This is a genomic window from Myxococcus sp. NMCA1, assembly GCF_026810205.1.
Lineage (GTDB): Bacteria > Myxococcota > Myxococcia > Myxococcales > Myxococcaceae > Myxococcus > Myxococcus xanthus_A.
In genome coordinates this window covers 6,475,922-6,495,949 of sequence record NZ_CP113950.1, presented here as the reverse complement: position 1 = coordinate 6,495,949, position 20,028 = coordinate 6,475,922, and the positions used below count along the sequence as shown (strand labels likewise).

The 20,028-nt window shown below is 69.5% G+C and carries 14 protein-coding genes; 6 read left to right on the top strand and 8 right to left on the bottom strand.

All coding sequences use genetic code 11. The annotated features are described in order from the left end of the window. Window positions 1-18: 18 nt before the first annotated feature. A complete protein-coding gene (locus tag OZ403_RS26630) occupies window positions 19-1,860 on the bottom strand; it encodes an OmpA family protein (protein WP_268782097.1) in 1,842 nt (613 codons plus the stop codon). Between the two features lie 355 nt (window positions 1,861-2,215). Here OZ403_RS26630 and OZ403_RS26625 point away from each other — a divergent pair, with 355 nt between their 5' ends. The 3 genes from OZ403_RS26625 to OZ403_RS26615 all read left to right on the top strand — a co-directional run bounded on the left by OZ403_RS26625 (window position 2,216) and on the right by OZ403_RS26615 (window position 6,497). Next, window positions 2,216-4,363 carry a sigma-54-dependent Fis family transcriptional regulator gene (locus OZ403_RS26625; protein WP_268782096.1) on the top strand — a complete coding sequence of 716 codons (2,148 nt, stop codon included), beginning with the start codon at window positions 2,216-2,218 and terminating at the stop codon, window positions 4,361-4,363. A 176-nt stretch (window positions 4,364-4,539) separates the two neighbouring features. Next, window positions 4,540-6,060 carry an aldehyde dehydrogenase gene (adh, locus tag OZ403_RS26620; protein WP_140856090.1) on the top strand — a complete coding sequence of 507 codons (1,521 nt, stop codon included), beginning with the start codon at window positions 4,540-4,542 and terminating at the stop codon, window positions 6,058-6,060. Beyond that, window positions 6,060-6,497, top strand: coding sequence for a DUF779 domain-containing protein (locus OZ403_RS26615; protein WP_140856088.1), 438 nt, complete (start codon window positions 6,060-6,062; stop codon window positions 6,495-6,497). Before adh ends, OZ403_RS26615 begins: the two co-directional genes overlap by 1 nt. A gap of 337 nt (window positions 6,498-6,834) precedes the next feature. On the opposite strand, the gene OZ403_RS26610 is transcribed toward OZ403_RS26615, so the two are convergent. Further along, window positions 6,835-7,179, bottom strand: coding sequence for a hypothetical protein (locus OZ403_RS26610; protein ID WP_011555013.1), 345 nt, complete (start codon window positions 7,177-7,179; stop codon window positions 6,835-6,837). 40 nt (window positions 7,180-7,219) lie between these two features. Between OZ403_RS26610 and OZ403_RS26605 the strand changes: the two genes are divergently transcribed. Continuing rightward, the gene (locus OZ403_RS26605; RefSeq protein ID WP_140794167.1) at window positions 7,220-8,545 is read left to right on the top strand and encodes a tetratricopeptide repeat protein; all 1,326 of its coding nucleotides are present in this window, start codon (window positions 7,220-7,222) and stop codon (window positions 8,543-8,545) included. On the opposite strand, the gene OZ403_RS26600 is transcribed toward OZ403_RS26605, so the two are convergent. Together OZ403_RS26600 and OZ403_RS26595 are read right to left on the bottom strand one after the other, a co-directional pair. Then, window positions 8,526-9,857, bottom strand: coding sequence for a M16 family metallopeptidase (locus OZ403_RS26600; protein WP_140794165.1), 1,332 nt, complete (start codon window positions 9,855-9,857; stop codon window positions 8,526-8,528). The two genes, OZ403_RS26605 and OZ403_RS26600, sit on opposite strands and share 20 nt — an antisense overlap. Further along, window positions 9,854-11,401, bottom strand: a complete 1,548-nt coding sequence (locus OZ403_RS26595; RefSeq protein WP_268782095.1) for a sensor histidine kinase — start codon at window positions 11,399-11,401, stop codon at window positions 9,854-9,856. The genes OZ403_RS26600 and OZ403_RS26595 overlap by 4 nt, the downstream gene beginning before the upstream one ends. A 590-nt stretch (window positions 11,402-11,991) precedes the next feature. On the opposite strand from OZ403_RS26595, the gene OZ403_RS26590 reads away from it, so the two are divergent. Next, on the top strand, window positions 11,992-12,474 hold the full coding sequence (locus tag OZ403_RS26590; protein ID WP_268782094.1) for a hypothetical protein: 483 nt from the start codon (window positions 11,992-11,994) through the stop codon (window positions 12,472-12,474). 81 nt (window positions 12,475-12,555) lie between these two features. On the opposite strand, the gene OZ403_RS26585 is transcribed toward OZ403_RS26590, so the two are convergent. Genes OZ403_RS26585 through OZ403_RS26575 form a run of 3 tightly spaced genes read right to left on the bottom strand, consistent with a single transcriptional unit; the run spans window position 12,556 to window position 18,261 of the window. Then, complete coding sequence (locus tag OZ403_RS26585) at window positions 12,556-15,702, bottom strand: efflux RND transporter permease subunit (protein ID WP_268782093.1); 3,147 nt, start codon at window positions 15,700-15,702, stop codon at window positions 12,556-12,558. A 22-nt stretch (window positions 15,703-15,724) separates the two neighbouring features. Further along, the gene (locus OZ403_RS26580; protein ID WP_237077426.1) at window positions 15,725-16,867 is read right to left on the bottom strand and encodes an efflux RND transporter periplasmic adaptor subunit; all 1,143 of its coding nucleotides are present in this window, start codon (window positions 16,865-16,867) and stop codon (window positions 15,725-15,727) included. Between the two features lie 5 nt (window positions 16,868-16,872). Further along, a complete protein-coding gene (locus OZ403_RS26575) occupies window positions 16,873-18,261 on the bottom strand; it encodes a TolC family protein (protein ID WP_140794155.1) in 1,389 nt (462 codons plus the stop codon). Window positions 18,262-18,380: 119 nt separating this feature from the next. On the opposite strand from OZ403_RS26575, the gene OZ403_RS26570 reads away from it, so the two are divergent. Continuing rightward, window positions 18,381-18,836, top strand: coding sequence for a MarR family winged helix-turn-helix transcriptional regulator (locus OZ403_RS26570; protein WP_140794153.1), 456 nt, complete (start codon window positions 18,381-18,383; stop codon window positions 18,834-18,836). 81 nt (window positions 18,837-18,917) lie between these two features. On the opposite strand, the gene OZ403_RS26565 is transcribed toward OZ403_RS26570, so the two are convergent. Beyond that, window positions 18,918-19,952, bottom strand: coding sequence for a cell envelope biogenesis protein TolA (locus OZ403_RS26565; protein WP_140794151.1), 1,035 nt, complete (start codon window positions 19,950-19,952; stop codon window positions 18,918-18,920). Between the last annotated feature and the right edge of the window lie 76 nt (window positions 19,953-20,028).

The window sequence follows — 20,028 nt, the reverse complement described above, 5'->3', positions numbered from 1 at the left end:
GGATGTCTGCCTCGGTTCTCAGTGGGTGTCGGGAGAGGGCTCGCCCTGCTGCGTCTGCACGCCCTCTGCGTCGCCGACGATCTTGAACTCCACGCGGCGGTTCTTCGCGCGGCCCTGGGTGGTGTTGTTGTCCGCGATGGGCTGGGTGGGACCGAAGCCCTTGGACTCCAGGCGCTCCCGGGCCACGCCCTTGCTCACCAGGTAGTGCACGACGGCGTCGGCGCGGCGCTGGGACAGGTCCAGGTTGTAGTCAGGGTTGCCGCGGTTGTCGGTGTGGCCCTCGACGCGCACCTTCTCCACTTCCGGGTGGGCGTTGAGGATGTTGGCCACCGTGTCGAGCAGCTTGTTGCTGCGCGCGATGATGACGTCCTTGTTGTTCTCGAAGTAGACGGCCTCGAGCAGCTGGATGCGATTCTCTCCAATCTGCGCGAGCTGCTTTTCCTTGCAGCCGTGGTTCTTCGCCGGGCCGGGCTCGGTGGGGCAGTTGTCGAGCCGGTCGACGATGCCGTCGCCGTCGCGGTCCTGGTCGGGGCAGCCGCGGTTCTCCTTGGGGCCGGCCTCGTTGGGGCAGCGGTCGGCGGTGTCGAGCACGCCGTCGTTGTCGTTGTCCGGGTCGGGGCAGCCGTCCTCGTCCTGGAAGCCATCCTTGTCCTCGGCCTGGTCCGGGCACTGGTCCTTGGAGTCGGAGATTCCGTCCCCATCGGTGTCCGGGTCATCCGGGCAGCCGTCCTGGTCCTCGAAGCCGTTGAAGTTCTCCGCCTCCTTCGGGCAGCGGTCCGCCAGGTTGGGCAGGCCGTCGCCGTCGTCGTCCCCGTCCGGGCAGCCATTCAGCTCCGACAGGCCCTCGACGGTGGGGCAGCGGTCGGCGGCGTTCTTGATTCCGTCACCGTCCAGGTCGAAGTCCGGACAGCGGGCGGGGTCATGGGGCTGACCCTCCACACATGCGTTGGGCGTGGAGGCGGGGGTGCCGAAGGTGAGGCCGGCGAGCACGCGGAACGACGGCGTGCCCGGCGTGCTGCCGAAGCCAGGGCCACCCATGGCGTAGACTTCCGTGCCCGCGGGCATGGGAACGCGCACGCCCAGCAGCACCTCCATCGACTCCGGCGCGTTCGCGACGGGCAGGGTGCCGCGCACCACCAGCTCCTGGCGGAAGCCGAGCAGGCCGGCGGACAGGTTGACGCCGCCGTTCAGCTCCGTGCCCAGCTCGTCGAGGTACGGCTGCGTGTTGGGGGACAGCGCATACGTCTTGGTCCGCACCAACGCGCCTAGGTCGGCGCCCACGCGCCACGTGCCGCCCAACTGCTTGCCCAGGCCGAGCCGAGGCGAGAAGACGAAGCCCTGGTCCCGGGTGAGCGTCTCCGTGCTGCCAATGGGCAGGGCCGCGCCGAGGTGCAGGCCCAAATCCATCAGCCCGCCGCGCTGCTCGGAGAGGATTCCCGCGCGCGCCTGGAGCCACGGCGTGCCAAGCGCGCTCGTGGACGGCGTGGCGACGCCCAGCGCCGCGGTGTCCGGTCCCCACTGGGACACGATGGGCACCTGCGCGCCGAGCTCCAGCCAGTCGGTGATGGCATAGGCACCACTGAGGTGGACCGTCACGCGGTTGGAGACGATGACGCCTTGCTGCTCTCCACCGGAGACGAGCACCAAGGGCTCCTTCTCATAGTGTCCGGTGAAGCCGAGGCGGTACTCGCCGCGGGACATGAGGTCGCCGGTGGACAGCACCAGGCTGTCGCGTGCACCGGGATTGAGTTGCAGCCGCTCCAGCTCGATGCCGGGGATGCGCTGCGCCTGGGCCTGGGCCGTGACCGCCCAGAGGACGGCCAGACCTCCAAGCCATGGGTGATACGGATGTGAAGACAAGAGTTCCTCCCCCTCAACGTGTCGCCGGAAAAGCGCACGTGGGCGTCCGCCATACTTGAGACGCGGAGTGTTTTGCACGCAACGCGCCACGTTTGTCGCGGGGGGGACCTCAGAGGTGTGTGAGAGGGACCTGTGAAGTGGGTTGGGTCCGGACGCGGGCCGTTGACGTGTCAGCGCCGTGTCGCGCCGCCGGCTGACGCGTCAATGACGTGTCAGGCGAGGTCCCAGCCCTGGACTTCGAAGGTGGGGTGGGGGCGACCCGAGTTCCATGATGCGCCGCGTCAGGTTGGGACAGAAACATTGCGGCGTTCCCAGGTTGTTGTCCCCATCGGGATTCAACCAAGATTCAAATTCCTTGGGGACGCTGACGCTCAGCGCATCACCGCTCCTGTGGGAGCAGTTCCTCGTGGGTGCGCTCGACGGGGAGGCGGGGTTGCGCCCGGAGTTGCGCTCCATCCTCCCCCGGTGGCAGCGCTCACGGTCGCTGGGCGCCCCGAGCACCGGGCAGCCGGACGAAGGTCCCAGCGTGGGCAGCCTGGCGCTCGTCGAGCGCCGCGCCCGGCTGGAGCCGGTGTGGCAGGAGTTGGGCGGCATGCTGGAGATGTTGTCGGCGGCGCCCCTTCCTTCGGGTCGGGTGGCGCTGCTCGCGGACCGTGAGGGCGTCATCCTGGCGACGCGCAGCTCGGGCGGGGACTTCACCAACCACGCGGACTATGTGCGCCTGGTGGAGGGGGCCTGCTGGGATGAGACGTCTCGCGGGACGAATGCCATTGGCACTGCCCTGGCGGAATCCTCCGCCGTCGCAGTGGTGGGGCCGGCGCACTACGCGCAGCGGCACCATGGGTTGGTCTGCTACGCGGCGCCGGTCCATGACCCCTTTGGGGAGCTGGTGGCCGTGCTGGACGTCACGGGGCCGGCTGGCGCGGCGGATCCGCTGGTGCTGGTGGCGGTGGCCAGCGTGGCCCACGCCGCCGAGGCGCGGCTGCGCGAGGTCGCCTGGGCCCGGGTGGCCGCGGCTGCGCGGGGTGGGTTGGAGTCGCGCCTGTCGCGTGAGGATGGTCCGGTGCTCGTCGTCGAGCCGATGGGGCGGGTGAGCCGCTGCAATGCGGCCGCGCGCACGTTGCTCGGTGGGCAGGGGCCGATGGCGGTGGAGGCCGCGCTCGGAGTCTCGTGGCGGGTGCTGACGGACGCCGCGTTGCGAGGTGTGGCGCTGGAGACGCGTCTTTCTTTACAGGGGCCGGCCTGGCGCATCCATGCGGAGGCGGTGGGGACGGGGGATGGGAGCTCGGCGCTCGCGGTGCTGGTGCGGCTGGAGTCTTTTGGTGTCCGGTCCCTGCATGCACCGCGAGAGGCGTCGCTGTCCGGTGGTGAGTCCGTGGGCATGACCCCTGGGCGCGCGGATTCGCGCCCGGCTGTGGCGGAACCTTCCTCCGTGGGCCGTGCGCCGCGAGCGCTGTCTCGGGACCTGTGGCAAGCGGATACGGTAGTGCCACCTGGACCGTGGGAGGCGCTCAAGGGGAACGACCCGCAGCACCGCGCCACGTTGCGAGAAGCGGAGCGGTTCGCGCCCACGAGCTTGCCGGTGCTCCTGCTGTCGGAGACGGGCACGGGCAAGGAGCTCCTCGCTCGCGCACTGCACGCGGCCAGCACGGTCGCCACGGGGCCCTTCGTGGCGGTGAACTGCGGCGCGCTGTCGCCCGCGTTGCTGGAGAGCGAGCTGTTCGGCCACGCGCCCGGCGCCTTCACTGGCGCGCGTGTCGGAGGCGCGGAGGGAAAGCTGGCGGCGGCGGACGGCGGGACGCTCTTCCTCGATGAGTTGGCGGAGATGCCGCCCGCGCTCCAGGTATTGCTGCTACGGGTGCTGGAGGACGGTTCCTATTCGCGAGTGGGTGAGCCCCGCGTGCGACGCTCGCGCTTCCGCCTGGTGGGCGCCACCTGCAGGGACCTGGACGAGGCCGTGCGCAACGGCACGTTCCGCTCCGACCTCTATTTCCGCCTCCAGGGCGCGGTGCTGCGGCTGCCACCGCTGCGCGAGCGCACCGACCTGCCGGAACTGGCCCATGCACTCCTCCGGCGGTTGTCGGAAGAAGAGGGCCTGGCCTCGCCGAGCATCTCCGCCGCCGCGCTCACCCGACTCGCAGCCCACCACTGGCCCGGCAACGTGCGCGAGCTGAAGACAGTGCTGCGGTTGGCGCTGGTTCGCGCGGGAGGCGCCCCCGTGTTGGACGTGGCCGCCCTGCCGTCAGGCCTGGGAAGCCCGCCCTCGCCCGGGGCCCAGGTAGAACCACAGCCCGCAGTGCCGCTTGCTTCCAATGCGCCGCGTCAACCGAGCGCGGGTGCCGCCGCCGGCCCGCTGCGCGAGCTGGAGGCCCGCGCCATCCAGGAAGCACTGGCACTCAGTGGCGGCAACGTGGCGCAGGCTGCCCGGCGTCTGGGCATCGCACGGAGCACGCTCTACCGGATGGCGGAGCGCTTCGGCATCACGCTGCCCTCGCGCGCCTGAACGTTCACTGGAAGACGGTGTCCATCGCGCGACGCACCTGTCGCGCTCCGCGCCATGCGTGTCCGGACAGGTGTCGCAGAGCGGGACACGACGCGCCGCAACGTCGACGGACGCGGGCCCTGGCACGCGCGCTGCTCTGGGGTGTCCCGTTCACCAAACCACCCAAGGAGAGCGCAGTGATCTACGCCGCCCCCAATCAGCCCGGCTCCAAGGTGCAGTTCAAGCCCCGCTACCAGAACTTCATTGGCGGGCGCTGGGTCGAACCCACGCGTGGTCAGTACTTCGAGAACATCAGCCCCGTGACGGGCAAGCCCTTCTGTGAAGTGGCCCGCTCCACGGCCGAGGACATCGAGAAGGCACTGGATGCGGCCCACGCGGCCCGGCTCTCCTGGGGCCGCACCTCGCCGACCGTCCGAGCGAACATCCTCAACAAGATCGCCGACCGGATGGAGCAGAACCTGGAGATGCTCGCGGTCGCCGAGACGTGGGACAACGGCAAGCCCGTGCGTGAGACGCTGGCCGCGGACATCCCGCTGGCCATCGACCACTTCCGTTATTTCGCCGGGTGTATCCGCGCGCAGGAAGGCGGGGTGAGCGAGCTGGACCACGACACCGTCGCCTACCACTTCCACGAGCCGCTGGGCGTCGTGGGGCAAATCATCCCCTGGAACTTCCCGCTCCTGATGGCGGCCTGGAAGCTGGCCCCGGCGCTGGCGGCGGGCAACTGCGTGGTCCTCAAGCCCGCGGAGCAGACGCCCTCCAGCATCCTTCTGTGGACCGAGCTCATCCAGGACCTGCTGCCCGAAGGTGTGCTCAACGTCGTCAACGGCTTCGGCGTCGAGGCGGGCAAGCCGCTGGCCAGCAGCCCGCGCATCGCGAAGGTGGCCTTCACCGGCGAGACGAGCACGGGCCGGCTCATCATGCAGTACGCCAGTGAGAACCTCATCCCCGTCACGCTGGAGCTGGGCGGCAAGAGCCCCAACATCTTCTTCGAGGATGTGATGGCGCGGGACGACGACTTCTTCGACAAGTCGTTGGAAGGCTTCGCCATGTTCGCGCTCAACCAGGGCGAGGTCTGCACCTGCCCGTCGCGCTCCCTCATCAGCGAGCGCATCTACAGCCAGTTCATGGAGAAGGCGCTCGACCGCGTCCGCAAGGTGAAGCCGGGCAACCCGCTGGACACCGACACCATGGTCGGCGCCCAGGCGTCCAACGACCAGCTGGAGAAGATCCTCAGCTACATCGACATCGGCAAGAAGGAGGGCGCCAAGGTCCTCATCGGCGGCGAGCGCGTGGCGCTGTCCGGCGACCTGAAGGAGGGCTACTACGTGGCGCCCACCGTGTTCCAGGGCCACAACCGCATGCGCGTCTTCCAGGAGGAGATTTTCGGCCCCGTGGTGAGCGTGGCGACCTTCAAGGACTTCGACGACGCCATCCGCCAGGCCAACGACACGCTGTACGGCCTGGGCGCCGGCGTGTGGACGCGTGACGGGAACACCGCCTACCGCGCGGGGCGCGCCATCGAGGCGGGCCGCGTGTGGACCAACTGCTACCACATCTACCCCGCGCACGCGGCGTTCGGCGGCTACAAGCAGTCCGGCATCGGGCGTGAGAATCACCGGAAGATGCTGGACCACTACCAGCAGACGAAGAACCTGCTGGTCAGCTACAGCCCCAAGGCCATGGGCTTCTTCTGATGAGTGGCGCCGGTGCCGGCCCTGGCACGGGCGGACAGGACGGCGTCACGGCGGTGGCCCGGGTGGACGTGACGCCCGAGGCCGCCGCCGTCATCCGCCAGCTCCGCGCCACGCACGGGCCCTTGATGTTCCATCAGTCGGGCGGCTGCTGCGATGGCAGCGCGCCCATGTGCTACCCCGTGGGGGACTTCCGCGTGGGCCAGCGAGACGTCTTCCTGGGCGAGGTGGAGGGCTGCCCCGTCTACATCGGCGGCGCGCAGTTCGAGTACTGGCAGCACACGCACCTCACCCTGGACGTGGTGAAGGGGCGGGGCGCGGGCTTCAGCCTGGAGTCCCCGCTGGGCGTGCGCTTCCTCACCCGCAGCCGCGTCTTCACGGACGAGGAATACGAACGGATGAAGAACGCGCCGCCGCCCCGGCGTGGACCTCCGGAGTAGCCGTTCCACGGGCCAGGTAGCGCCCGGCAGCCCGCACGCGCGTGGAAGCCGCACACGCATGACGGAGGTTCGTCACGCACGGGGCGCACGCCAGGCGAGGCCGTGGCTCAGGAACAGGAGCGCGGCACATCGCGCCCGGGCCTTCCGCGACGCGGAAAGCGGGCACGAAGGCAGCAAAGAGACCGGGGAGGCCCTACCAGGGCACACATCGCCTGGAACGGACGCAGTGCAGCGGCGTCCGAACAGCGCGGAGCAGTCCGCTTGCTGCCGCGCTCAGCCGCGCAGGCGACGCAGGGACACGGGGGCCAGGTGCCGACAGGAATCCATGGCGAGGAGCCTATGCCGCTTCGTCGAACACTTCCAGCGCGTCACGCACGCCGGGCAGCGCGGTGAGCAGCTCGAATTCGTCGGACTGGAGCATGGAGACGCGGCGGCCGGAGAGGCGCTCCATGAGGAGCTCGATGCGGTGTTCGCCCTTCCCAGTCGCGTGGCGGAAGATTCGCGCGCGGAACCCCTCCGCGTGGCACGCGAGGATGTCCTTCTGGAGGCTGCGCAGCCGCCGGACCACCTTCAGCGCCGCTCGCCCCTCGGGGGTCTCGAACGTGTGGAAGTGCCGGTTGCGCGACAGCGGCTTGCTGGGGTCATGGAGCCTCTCCACGAGGCGCCGAACGAATGGGTCCATCGACGAAGGAGGATAACATCCGGTACCCTGCGCCTCAGCGATGCACCGTCTTTTTCGAATCAGACCGTGGACCCTGGCGCTCCTTCCGCTGCTTGCTTGCAAAGAGCCGGAAGTTGCCGCCGCGGAGAACCAGGCCAAGCGGGCCCAGGCAGCATTGACTGAAGCCCGCAGCCACCTGTCCAGTGGACAGGCCAACGCCGCGCTTGCCGCACTGAGCAGGGCCGCCACCGCGGCGCCTGACAGTCCGGAGCCGCACCTGCTCATGGCGCAGGCCCACCGCATGGCGGGCAATGAGGGCGCCGCCATCCTGGCCTTGAAGCAGGCCGCCTCCATGTCGCCGGGCTCGGACCCCACCATCCAGCGCCAGCTGGCCGACATCTACCTCCAGCAGGGCCTCACCAAGGACGCGCTCGCGGCGCTCATCTCCATGCGGGATGCGGGCAACCTGCCGGACGCGGACGTGCTGCGGCTGGCCCGGATCCAGGCGCGCGAAGGCATGATTGATGCCGCCTTCAAGACGCTGGAGAACATCCTGCGGGAGAACCCAGACGACGCCGAGGCCAAGTCCGTCGAGGCCGAGGTGCTCTGGCTCAAGGGCGACGAGCTCCTGGCCGCCAACCTCATGGACCGGCTCCTCAACCAGGACCCGGCGCTGGCCTCCGCGCGGCTGCTGCGCGCGCGCTACTTCCTGGTCAGCGGCTTCCCGGACCTGGCCGAGTCCGACCTGAACGCCGTGAAGGGAGCTGACGCGGAGCGGCCGGAGGTGGTGACGCTGCGCGCACGGGTGCTGCTGGCCCTGGGCCGGGCCGCGGACGCGGAGGAGGCCCTGCGCAATCTGGTGGAGGCGCAGCCGCAGAACGCCGATGCGCTGGCGTGGCTGGCGGAGACGGTGCGGGTGCAGGGCCGCCGCGCGGATGCGCAGGCCCTGGTGGACCAGGCGCTCCAGCTCAACCCCCGGCTGGCCCGGGCGCAGTACGTGCGCGGGCGCTCCCTGGAGGAGCAAGGGGACCGGCGCGGCGCGGAGGAGGCCTACCGCTTCGCGCTGTCCGCGGAGCCCCGCTTCGCGCCCGTTCACGCCCGGATGTGGCGCATCCACCTGAATGCGGACCGCATCACGGACGCGGAGTCGTCGCTGGAGCTGCTGCTCAGCATGAGCGAGGCCACCTTCGAGGAGAAGGCCCAGCTCGCCGCCCTCTATGCGCGGATGCAGACGAAGGTGACGCAGGGCCTCAAGCTCATCGACGAGGCCCTGAAGCGGGAGCCGGAGAACCCGGACTACCTCCGCACCCAGAAGACGCTGAACGCGCTGCTGCCGAAGCCCAAGAAGAAGTCCTCGGGCCCGGTCATCATCCGCGGCCGCCGCTGACCACCGCCAGCGGCGCGGCCTCCGGCCCGGGAAGGCCGGGGGCGTCCGCCACCACGCGCTCCAGGGCCTTGAGGCCCTTGCGCTGGCCCACCGCAACCACCGTGAGGTTCTCCCGGTTGAAGTAGCGCCGGGCCACCTCGCGCACGCGCGCGGCGGACTGCGAGTCCACCAGGTCGGCGCGGTGGCCAAACGACTCCGGCGTGCGGAACAGCTCCGTGCCGCCGAACCAGCCGGCCAGCTCGCCCGGCGAGTCCTGGGAGAACTCCAGCAGCATGCGGTGCCGGCGCTTGGCGCGCGCCAGTTCCTCTTCGCCCACCTCGTTCTCACAGAGCGTGGACAGCACGCGGAAGGCCTCGGTGATGACCGTCGCGGCCCTCTCCGGAGCGCTGGCGGCCTCAATCTCGAGGAGCCCCGCGTCGTGGTACGCGTCCAGCGACGCGCTCACGGAGTACGCCAGGCCGCGCTTCTCCACGATTTCGTACGGCAGCCGCGAGGACAGGCCGTCATCCAACACGCGGCGGATGATCTGCAGCGCGGGGTAGTCCTCGTGCTGTTCGGGGACGCCGCGGAAGTTGAGGCGGAACTCCGTCTGCGACTCGTCATGGCTGACGAAGTGCAGGCGCGGGCCGGCCGGAGTGAGGGGCGGCGGCGCCTCGACGCTGGACGGGCCGCGCGGGAGGCGGGCGAAGGCTCGCTCGGTCATCTCCAGGACTTCCGAGTGCTTCACCCGGCCGGCGGCGGTGACGACGATGTTCCCCGCGACGTAGTGCTGGGCGAAGTGCTCCAGGATCTGCGGGTGCGTCAGGCTGGTGACGGACTCACGCGTGCCGGCAATCTTCAGGGCCAGCGGGTGACCGGGGAAGAGCAGGTGCTTGGACAGGTTGTCCAGGTCGATGTCCCGGCCCTTCTCGTCCACCTCGTCGAGCATCTCCTCGAGGATGATCTGCCGCTCCACCTCCATGTCGGTGAGGCGGGGGCGGGTGAGCATGTCGCCGATGATGTCCAGGCCCACGCGCAGGTGCGCGGGGTGGATGGGCGTGTAGTAGTACCCGTGGTCCCGGGTGGTGACGCCGTTGAGGTTTCCGCCGACCTCCTCCACGGCCGCGTTCATCTTCACCGTGTCCGGCCAGCCTTCGCTGCCGCGGAAGAAGAGGTGCTCCAGGTAGTGACTGACGCCATTGCTGACGAGCGTCTCGTGACGGCTGCCCGTCCGCACGTAGACGGCGAGCAGGGCGGTGTGGAGGTGGGGCGTCTCGACAGTGACGACGCGCAGCCCCGAGGGCAGCACGTCCCGGTACGTAGTGAAGCTCATGCGCGAGGAAGCCTTAACACGAAGGCCGTCCCCTGGCCGGGAATACTCTGGCAGGAGAGCGAGCCACCGTGCGCCTGGAGGATTTGCTGACTGACGGCCAGTCCCAGGCCGGTGCCCCCCTCCTTGGTGGTGAAGAAGGGCTCGAAGAGGTGCTGTCGGACATCCTCCGTGATGCCTTGTCCGGTATCGCGCACCGTGACCTCCACGGCGTCCTCCGCCGGACGGGTGATGATGGTGAGGCGGCCGCCTGACGGCATGGCCTCGCGGCTGTTGCGCAGCAGGTTGAGGAAGACCTGCCGCAGCTGGCCCTCGTCGGCGAGCACGTGCGGGGTATCCAGGGCGAAGTCGCGCACCACGTCCACGCCGGCGCGCTCCAGCTCCTCGCGGGTGAAGTCGAGCACGGTGTCCAACACCGCGGTGACGTCGCGGGGGTCCAGGTCGGGCCGGGGCGGGCGGGCCATGCGCAGGTACTGCTCGGTGACGTCCGCCAGGCGGTCCACTTCCTGGGTGACGGCGGCGATGAGGTCCTTCACCTCGGCCGCGTCCTCGGGGGTGGCGAAGCGGGCGGTTTCCAAGCCGTCCTGGAGCAACTCCACGTTGAGGCCAATGGAGGACAGGGGGTTGCGCACCTCATGGACGATTTGCGCGGAGATGCGGCCCACGGCGGCCAGTTGCTCCGCGCGCATGAGGGCCTCGGCCTGGGCCTTGAGCTGGGCCTCGCGCGCCTGGAGCGAGCGGGCCATCTGGTCGAACTCCCGGGCCAGGACGGCCACCTCGTCGTCGCCGCGCACGCCGAGCTGGGCGTTGTAGTCACCGCGGCCGATGCGGGACACGCCTCGGATGAGGTTGCGCATGGGGCGCAGCGTGCGGGCGGACCAGGCGGTGGCGCCCACGCCCACGGCGATGGCGGCCACGGAGAAGCCGATGATGAAGAGGCCGGTGGTGCGCTCGCGCTCCTCGGCGCCATCCACGCGTTCGCGGATGCGGTTGGACAGGGCAGCGCGCAGCACGCGAATCTCGCGGCCGATGGAGTTCTCCTCTTGCCGCAGTGTGGCGGTGGCGACGGCGACCTGTTCCCGGTCCGGATTCTCCGTGGCCAGGGCGGTGAAGACGGCCTCGGCGGCGCGGCCGTAGTCGCGGTAGCGGGCCTGGAGCTCGCCGAAGCGGTCCTCCAGGCCCCGGATGAAGGGCCCCTCGCTGTCGGGGGCGGAGGCCAGCACCTCGTGCGCCTTGGCCTGGGCGGCGGCGAGCCGCTGGGTCATGAGGGGCGAGTTGTAGGTCCGGGCCAGGCGGATGAACGCGCGGCGGATTTCGACGTTGCCCTCTTGAATCAGGCGCTCGGTGTCCTTCTCCTGGGTGGCGTGGAATGTCTCCAGTTCCGCGGCGTCCTGGGAGAGCTGGAGGTAGCCCTGGCTCACGAGCCGGATTTCCAGCCGGTTGCGGTGGAGCTCCGTCACGCTGAACAGGGACACCAGCCCGAAGGTGCCGAGCACCACGGCGTAGCCCAGGAAGATGCGTGTCGCGAGGGAGAGCTTCACGGGCATTCCTCGCTACGTGGCGGGCCGTCCAACCGCAAGTCTCGTCTCCAGGGGGCGCAGGCGCCTGCTCGGGGGCCGCCGAGGGGGAGGGGCTACCTCCAGTGGGTCTCAGCGTACTCCAGGGGCTTCCCCGATAACCGTCTTTGACGCACGGAGACTCGTGGATGTTGCCCCCGTGCGCGCCGCTTCCTGGACCGGAAGGACGAGGGGCGCTGTTGGCGCTGGAGTCGTTTGAACCCTATCGGGTTCGCGCGCCAATGGGCTGTCTGAAACGGGTGGAATTGTCTGCCAATGAGGGGGCGCCTTGCGGCGGCCTGGAAAATAGAAAGGATGTCGGAGATTGGTCGCCCAATGCGTTTCGGGAGCGCGGCTTCAAGGAGCCTGCAGAGGATGGTGGCTCTGTGGTGACCTTGTAAATGTCCTGTGTGGATGAGACGTGCCGATGCGGTGCCGCGTTGGGTGCGGTTGTCTTGTCTCGGATTTGCGTTTGTTGAACCAGGTTTCCTCATTCCTTACGTATGGCGAGGCGAGCCTGCGATTCCTTGTGGGCGCAGGCCAGAATGTCTCCCATCGGTGGGAGACGTCAGAGGAGAACCATGATGAAGCTGAAGGCGCTGGTGGGTGCCGTGGTGATGGCGCTGATGACGGCTTGCGGGCCGCTGGAGGAGTCGTCCGTCGATGAGGGCGCGCAGGCGTCCACGCTCTCGCCGGAGGAGCTGGAGAAGCTCCAGTCTTCGATTCCGGTGCCGGACGCGGAGATGCTGCAGGCGCTGCAGACGGCGTGCGGTACCACGCCCGAAGGCGCCTGTGTCGCCGCCGGGTACGGCGCGTGTACGGGCTGGTCGGCTGTCGTGGATTGCGGTGCCATCTCGGCCTGCGACCCCGACGACCTCACGTGCAAGCAGCGCGTCTGCAATCCCGAGCGGCCGGGCGACTGTGAGTGGTACACGAGGGGTACGCAGTACCAGGCCCGTAACCAGTACCGCGTTTGCTCCAACCCGGTGGGCCAGACGTGCACCGAGTACATCCAGACCAGCCGCTACATCTGCGGCTGCGGCGGAAACGGCATTCCGTTCTAATCGCTGACAGGCCAGACAGCACAAGGCCCGGCCCCTCATGTGAGGAGCCGGGCCGTAGTTCGTTCAGGCTTGTCGCGGATTTTAGTGGGACGCGGCGGGCGTGGGCACCGCTTCGTCCTCATCCGTGGCCCGCTTCGCATCGCCGCGAAGCTTCTGCATCAGCACGTAGAGCCCGGGGATGAACACGAAGTTCACCACCGTGGACACCAGCATGCCGCCAAACACCGCCGTCCCCAGCGAGTTGCGGGACGCCGCGCCGGCGCCAGAGGCCGTCATCAGCGGCACCACGCCCAGGAGGAAGGCGATGGACGTCATCAGGATGGGGCGCAGGCGGACTTCCGCTGCCTCCACCACCGCGTCGACGGCACTCTTCCCGCCCTCCCGGAGCTGCTCGGCGAACTCCACGATGAGGATGGCGTTCTTGCTGGCCAGGCCGACCAGCATCACCAGTCCCACCTGGCAGAACACGTCGTTGGCGAACCCGCGCGCCAGCTGCAACCCCAGCGCGCCCATGATGGCCAGGGGCACGGAGAAGATGATGACCAGCGGCAGGCTGAAGCTCTCGTACTGCGCCGCGAGCACCAGGAAGACGAAGAGCAGACCCAGCGCGAAGATGATGGCCGTCTGACCGCCGCTCTCCTTCTGCTCCAGGCTGATGCCCGTCCACTCCGCGCTCATGCCCTGGGGCAGGTACTGCGCGGCCAGCGCTTCCATGGCCTCCAGCGCCTGGCCGGAAGACACGTCCGGCGCCGGCTGCCCGTTGATCTCCGCCGAGCGGAACAGGTTGTAGTGGCGGATGACCTGGGCGGACACGGTGGGCTCCACCTTCACCAGCGACTCCAGCGGAATCATGTCCCCGGTGTCGCTGCGCACGTAGAAGGCGCCGATGTCCGACGGGCTGTCGCGGAACTGCTGCTCCGCCTGGACGTACACGCGGTAGGTGCGGTTGGCGTAGTTGAAGTCGTTGACGTACTGGCTGCCCATGTAGACCTGCATGGTGCCGAACACCTGCTCAATCGGCACGCCGAGCGCCTTCGCCTTCTGCCGGTCCACCTCCACGTCGAGCAGCGGCGTGTCCGCGTTGAAGGTGCTGAAGGCGCCGCGCAGTTGGCCCTGCTCGTTGGCCTTCGCCACCAGCATTTGCGTGGCCGCGGCCAGGTCATCCAGCGAGCTGGTGCCGTCGACGTCCTCGACGATGTACTGGAAGCCGCCCACGCTGCCGACGCCTCGGATGGCGGGCGGCTGGAAGGGCAGCACGCGCGCGCCGCCGATGCCGCTCAGCGGGCCGCGCAGCCGCTCCACCAGCGCGGCCACCGACTGGCCCTTGCCCTTGCGCTCCTCCCAGGGGCTCAGCGACGAGAAGATGGTGGCCATGTTGGGGCCGCTGCCTTGCATGGAGAAGCCGCCGATGGCGAACATGGCGCGCACCTCGGGCTGCGCCTGCAGAATCGCCTCCGCCTCTGCCAGCACCTTCTCCGTCTGGGCGAGCGACATGCCCTCGGGGCCCTGAATGGAGATGATGAGGTAGCCCTGGTCCTCGTCGGGGATGAAGCCCGTGGGCGCGGCGCGGAACAGCAGCGCCGTGCCGCCGATGCACGCCAGGAAGGCGAGCAGGACCAGGACCGGATACTTCAGCAACTTGCGCAGGCTCCGCCCGTAGACGGCCTTCGTGCCGTCCAGCACCTTGTCCACCCAGCGGAAGAAGACCCACTTCGGTCCCTCGTGGTGCCTCAGCATCTTCGCGCTGAGCGCCGGGGTGAGGGTGAGGGCGCAGAAGGTGGACAGCGCCACGGAGGCGGCGATGGTCAGCGCGAACTGCCGGTAGATGGCGCCGGTGGTGCCCGGGAAGAGCGCCACCGGGACGAACACCGCCACCAGCACGATGGAGATGGCGATGACCGCGCCGGTCACCTCCTTCATGCCCTCGCGCGCGGCCTGCACGGGGGACAGGCGCCGCTCCACCATCAACCGCTCGATGTTCTCGATGACGACGATGGCGTCGTCCACCACCAGGCCCGTGGCCAGCGTGAGGCCGAAGAGGGTGAGGGTGTTGATGGAGAAGCCCATCAGGTGGACGAAGGCGAAGGTGCCGATGAGCGAGACGGGGAGGGTGAAGGCGGTGATGAGCACGCTGCGCCAGCCGTGCAGGAACAGGAAGATGACGAGGATGACGAGGACGATGGCTTCCACCAGCGTCTTGATGACCTCGTTGATGGAGGCGCGGACGGCCAGGGTGGTGTCGGTGCCCGTCTGGAACTGCATGCCGGGCGGGAACTGCTTCGACAGCCGCTCGAGCTCCGCGTACACGCCGTCGCGCACGTCCAGCGCGTTGGCGGTGGGCAGCTGGAAGATGCCCAGGCCCACGCCCGTCTTGCCGTTGAAGCGCAGGACGGTGCCGTAGTTCTCCGCGCCCAGCTCCACGCGGCCCACGTCCTTCACCCGGATGCTCGTGCCATCCGTGTTCCGCATCAGGACGATGTCGCCGAACTCCGCCGGCTCCACCAGCCGGCCCCGGGCTCGCACCGCGATCTGGTAGGGCTGGTCATCGGTGGACGGCGGCTGGCCAATCTGACCCGCGGCCACCTGGAGGTTCTGCTCCTGGAGCGCGCGCGTCACGTCCTGGGGCGTGAGCTTGCGGCGCGCCAGTTCCGTGGGGTCCAGCCACAGGCGCATGGAGAACTTGCGCTCGCCGAAGATGCGGACGTCACCCACGCCGGGCACGCGCTTGATGGCGTCCTTCAGGCTCACGTCGGCGTAGTTGCTGAGGAACTTGGCGTCGTAGCGGTTGTCCTCGCTGAACAGGCCCACCGTCAGCAGCATCTGGCTGGAGGCCTTGTTGACGACGATGCCCGTCTGGTTCACCTGCGAGGGCAGGCGCGCCGCGGCGCGGCTGACGCGGTTCTGCACGTCGACGGCGGCCACCTCGATGTCGCGCGTGGCCTCGAAGGTGATGGTGATCTGGCTGGTGCCGTCGTTGCTGCTGGTGGAGGTGATGTAGCGCATGCCCTCCACGCCGTTGAGCTCCTGCTCCAGCGGGATGGTGACGGCGCTCTCCACCACCTCGGCGCTCGCACCCACGTAGGTGCTCGTCACGGTGACTTGTGGCGGCGCCAGGTCCGGGTACTGGGAGATGGGCAGCGTGGGGATGGCAATCAGGCCCACCAGCGTCAGCAGGATGGAGCAGACGATGGCGAAGACGGGCCTACGGATGAAGAAATCGACGAACATGGTGCTTTATCCGGCCCTTCGTTCAGCGGCTCCCGCCGACAGTGCCGCCACCATTGCCAGAGGCCCGGGGCGGGCCGCTGTCAGTGGGGGCGTTGGGGGCGTTGGCCTGCTTGGGTTTCACCGCCATGCCATCCCGCAGCGCTTGCAGCGAGGACACGGCGACTTGGTCGCCCGACTGGAGCCCGCTCTCCACCACGTAGGCCATCTCGCCCAGCGCGCCGAGCGTGATGGGGCGGCGCTCCACCACCGTCTTCCCGTCCTTCGCCAGGACCACCAGCGCGAAGGGCTGACCGCTCTGCCGCACGATGGCGAGCGCGGGAATCTGCAGCGCATCCCGGGCCGAGTACACGAGCCGCGCGCGCACCAGCTCGCTGGGCCGCAGGCCCACGGTGTTGCGGAAGGCGGCCTTCACCTCCACCAACTGGGTACGCGGGTCCGCCTGGGGCGCGATGTAGAAGACGTTGCTGGTGAGCAGCACCTTGCCCGTGCCGTCGAGGATTTCGAGCGCGGTGTCGGGCTTCATCGACCGGGCGCGCGGCGACGGCACCGACACGCTCACCTCGAGCACGTCCGCCTGCGCCACGCTGGTGAGCGGCGTCGTCATGCCCACGTAGTCACCCAGCCGCACCAGCACGTCGCCCATCGTGCCTGCGAAGGGCGCGCGCACCACGTGGTACTGGAGCTGCACCTGGCGCTGCGTCACCTGCGCGGCGGAAGAACGCGCCGCGGCCTGGGCCGCCTCCACCTGCGCGCGGCCCTGCTCCAGCTCCTGCGCGCTCGCGAGCCCTTCCTTGTAGAGCGCCTCGGTGCGCTCCAGCGTGCGGCGCGCCAGCTCCAGGCTCACCTGGGTGGAGCTGAGCTGCGCCTGCGCGCTGTCGAGCGCGGCGGTGCCTTCGCGCGAGTCCACCTCGATGAGCGCCGCGCCGGCCTCCACCTTCTCACCGGGACGCACGTGAATCTTGCGCACGTAGCCCGCGACCTGGGGCAGCACGCTGACGTTCTGCCGCGACATCAGCGAGCCCAGGTACTCCCCCGTTTCGCGCACCTCGCGCGGGGTGAGCGTCACGACTTCCACCTCGCGGGGCGGAGGGGCCGGTGGGGCGGCCTTCTGCCCCGAACAGCCCGCCACCACCGCCAGCAGGGTGGCACCCCACATTGCCTTCATCCGATTCACCAGTCGCACCGCGCCTCCGTCAGGAATGAGTCCAGGCGCGCCTGGACGAGCTCGAATTCACGCAGCACCAGGGTCAGCTCCGCCTGGCGCAGGGCCGCTCCGCTTTGCACCAGCTCGAGGCTGCTGCCGCGGCCCACTTCAAAAGAACGGCGGGTGAGGCGGTCGGTCCGGTCCGCGAGGTCGCGGGACGCCACCGCCGTCGCCACCAGGGCCTCGGCCACCTCCACGGAGCGCCGGGCCTGGGCCACCTGAATCGACACGTCGCGGCGGGTGCTCTCCAGCGTCTCCGCTGCCTGGCGCTCGAGCCCCTCGCGCTCGCGAATCAAGCCGCCGCGCAGGCCGCCTTCCCAGATGGGGACGGAGAGCACCGCGGACACACTCCAGATGGCCACGCGGCCGAAGCCGGGGTCCGTGGTGAGGCCAATGGCGGTGCTCGACAGGCCCAGCGTGGGCAGGTAGCCGGCGGTGGCTTGCTGGCGGCTGTCGCGCGCGGACTCCAGCTGCGCGCGCGAGGCCACGAGGTCCGTCCGCTCGTTCATGTCCTTCAAGGGCGTGCAGGCCCGCTGCGTCTCGTTCACCAGTCCCTGGAGGTTGAAGTCCCGGCTGACGCCAACGGCGTTGCCGAAGCCCACCGCCAGACCCAGGGCCTCACGGCTGCGCCGCAGTTGCTCGTCTCCCGCGACGAGGGCGCCACGGGCCACCGCCACGTCCTGCTCCACGCGCACCACGTCCAACTGGTTGCCCGCGCCCAGTTCATAGGTGCGCTGCGCGAGCGCGAAGCGCTCCAATGCCTGCCGCAGGCCCACGCGGTTGATCTCCGCCGCCCGCTCCGCCGCCACCGTGGACACCAGCACCTGGGCCAGCCCCCGCGTGAGCAGCCGCCGCGTCTCGCCCAGCGTCGCCGCCGCGCCTTTCTCGGCGGCCACGGCCGAGGCGCGCCCGCGCCAGGCGCTGACGTCCACCAGGGATTGCGTCACGTTCGCCGTGGCGGTGATCAGCGGCGTGGAGGGACCGCGGGTGTCGCCGCCACCTATGCCCACCAGTGGTGTACCGCCAGCGCCCACGGGGAGGTCGGGGTTGAGGAGGTCCACACCGACACTGGATGACAGACGCGCATTGGGTAGCAGCGCGGCCAGGGCCTGCCGGGAGCGGCCAGCGGCGCGCTCCACGCCGGCTTCGGCGCTTCGGAGGTCGGTGGAACGTTCCCGGACGAGCGCGAGCGCCTCGTCCCAGGTCGTCACCTGCCGCTGTGCGGGGGCAACGGGGGTGAGCATCGCGTCCTCCACCTTCGGCTGGAAGGGGACGGGCGCAGGAATGGACGGTGACGGCTCGGTCAGCGTCGACGCCGCGAAGAGCGCCAGAAGAATGACGGAAGGGGATGCCATACCAGGAGGAGGAAATGAGGGAACTGCGTGTGGGCTGAAAACTTCCCCCCGTTGTGACCAAACGCGTCGCGTCGATGTAATTGACAATGGTTGTAGTCTGCAACCATCTTTGGGGGGAGATGACTGTCCCGGAGCAAATGGCCTCGCTGCGGCGCGCCATCCGTCGCCTCCTCACCGAGCGACTGGGCGAGCAGACCAGCAGACCCTTCATGCAGTTGTTGGCGCTGAAATCCATCGCTGACGGTGTGCGCAGCCAGGCCGCCATCGCGGAGCGGCTGCTCGTGGACGCACCCGCGGTGAGCCGGCTCGTCGCGCGCCTGGAGGAGGACGGCCTGGTGAAGCGAAGCACCGCGGAAGATCGCCGGTGCGCGCGCCTGGAGCTTTCCCCGGCCGGTCAGACGGAGCTGAACCTGCTGCGCGACGCGCTCCTATGGACGGACGCGGAGCTGCTTCGCTACCTCACGGCGCAGGAGATGGCGGAGTTCAAGCGCCTCACAGTCAAGCTCCTGACGGGCCTTCTCCAGGCCCGGGGGCCGGTGCCGCTGGAAGGCGGCTGCGGCTCGTCCGACTCCTGATGTGGAAATGACGAAGGGCCCGGCCCTGGAGGTCCTCCAGGATGCCGAGCCCTTCAAGGTGCCCATGTGAGGGCGGGTGCGTCAGGCCTGCGCGGGCTTGGACTCCGCGTCGGCCGGAGCGCTCTCGGGCGCCTGCTGCTCGGTGTCGGCCGGGGCCTCCGTCTTGGGGGTGGCCTGGGCCTCGGCCTCGGCGCGCACGCGCGACGTCTCCTCGGTGCGCTGGTCGCTGGCGGCGACCTCCTCGGGCGTCAGCTCCGTGCGGTCGGCGAGCATGCCCGTCTTCTTCTCCAGGTCCTTGATGGCCCGGCGAATCAGGTCGCGCTCCAGGAGCGTGCGGTTGAGGCGCTTCTCCAGGGCCTTGTACTTGTCGCGGCTCAGGTCCAGGTCGTGCTTGGTGGCGGCATAGACGCGCTGCTGCGTCTCGTTGCGGCCCTTCACCCGGCGCAGTTCCTTCTCCAGCTCCACCGCGCGGAGGCGGTCCTTGTTCGCCGCCTGCTCCAGCCGCTCCATCTTCTCGCGGTCGGCGTCAGTCAGCTCGCGGTAGCGGCGCTGGCCACGCTCCTGCGGCACCGTCTCCGTCGCCGTGGGCACCACCGGCACCACCGCGGCGATGACGGCCTCACCCTCCTGGGCGGGCGCGGCGACCTGCGTGGCGGGCGCGGCGATGGGGGCGGGCGCGGCCGGCGCGGGCTGCGGGCGGCGGCCCTTGGACTCCACCTCCGCCTTCAGCCGCTGGTTCTCCACCAGCGCGTGGGACAGCTCCTCACGGGTCCGCTCGAGCTGCGTGGAGGCGTTGCGCTCCACCTCGGCACGCGCCTTGGCCAGGTCCTGCGCGCTCTTGTCGGACTCCTTCTGCTCGTAGAGCTTGCGCTTGGCCTGCTTCAGCTGCTCCTTCACGTCCTGAAGTTGAGTGCGCTGCTCGTCCAGCTCCTTCTGCTTGCGCTGCAGCTCCGCCTCGGCCTTGGCACGCGCCTGGGTGTCCGTCACCAACTCGGCGCGGGGCGCCGACGACGACGTGGACGACGAGGGAAGCGCGGCGTGCTTGGGGCCGGCGAAGAGATTGAAATAGAGCGAGATGGCGAGCCCGACAGCAAGGGCGAGGACCAGGACCAGCACGGGAACGACCTCCACGGGGAAATGCAAAAAGCGGGGCAGCCTACCGTCAGCCCCCGGGGCGTCAAGGGTCCACTGC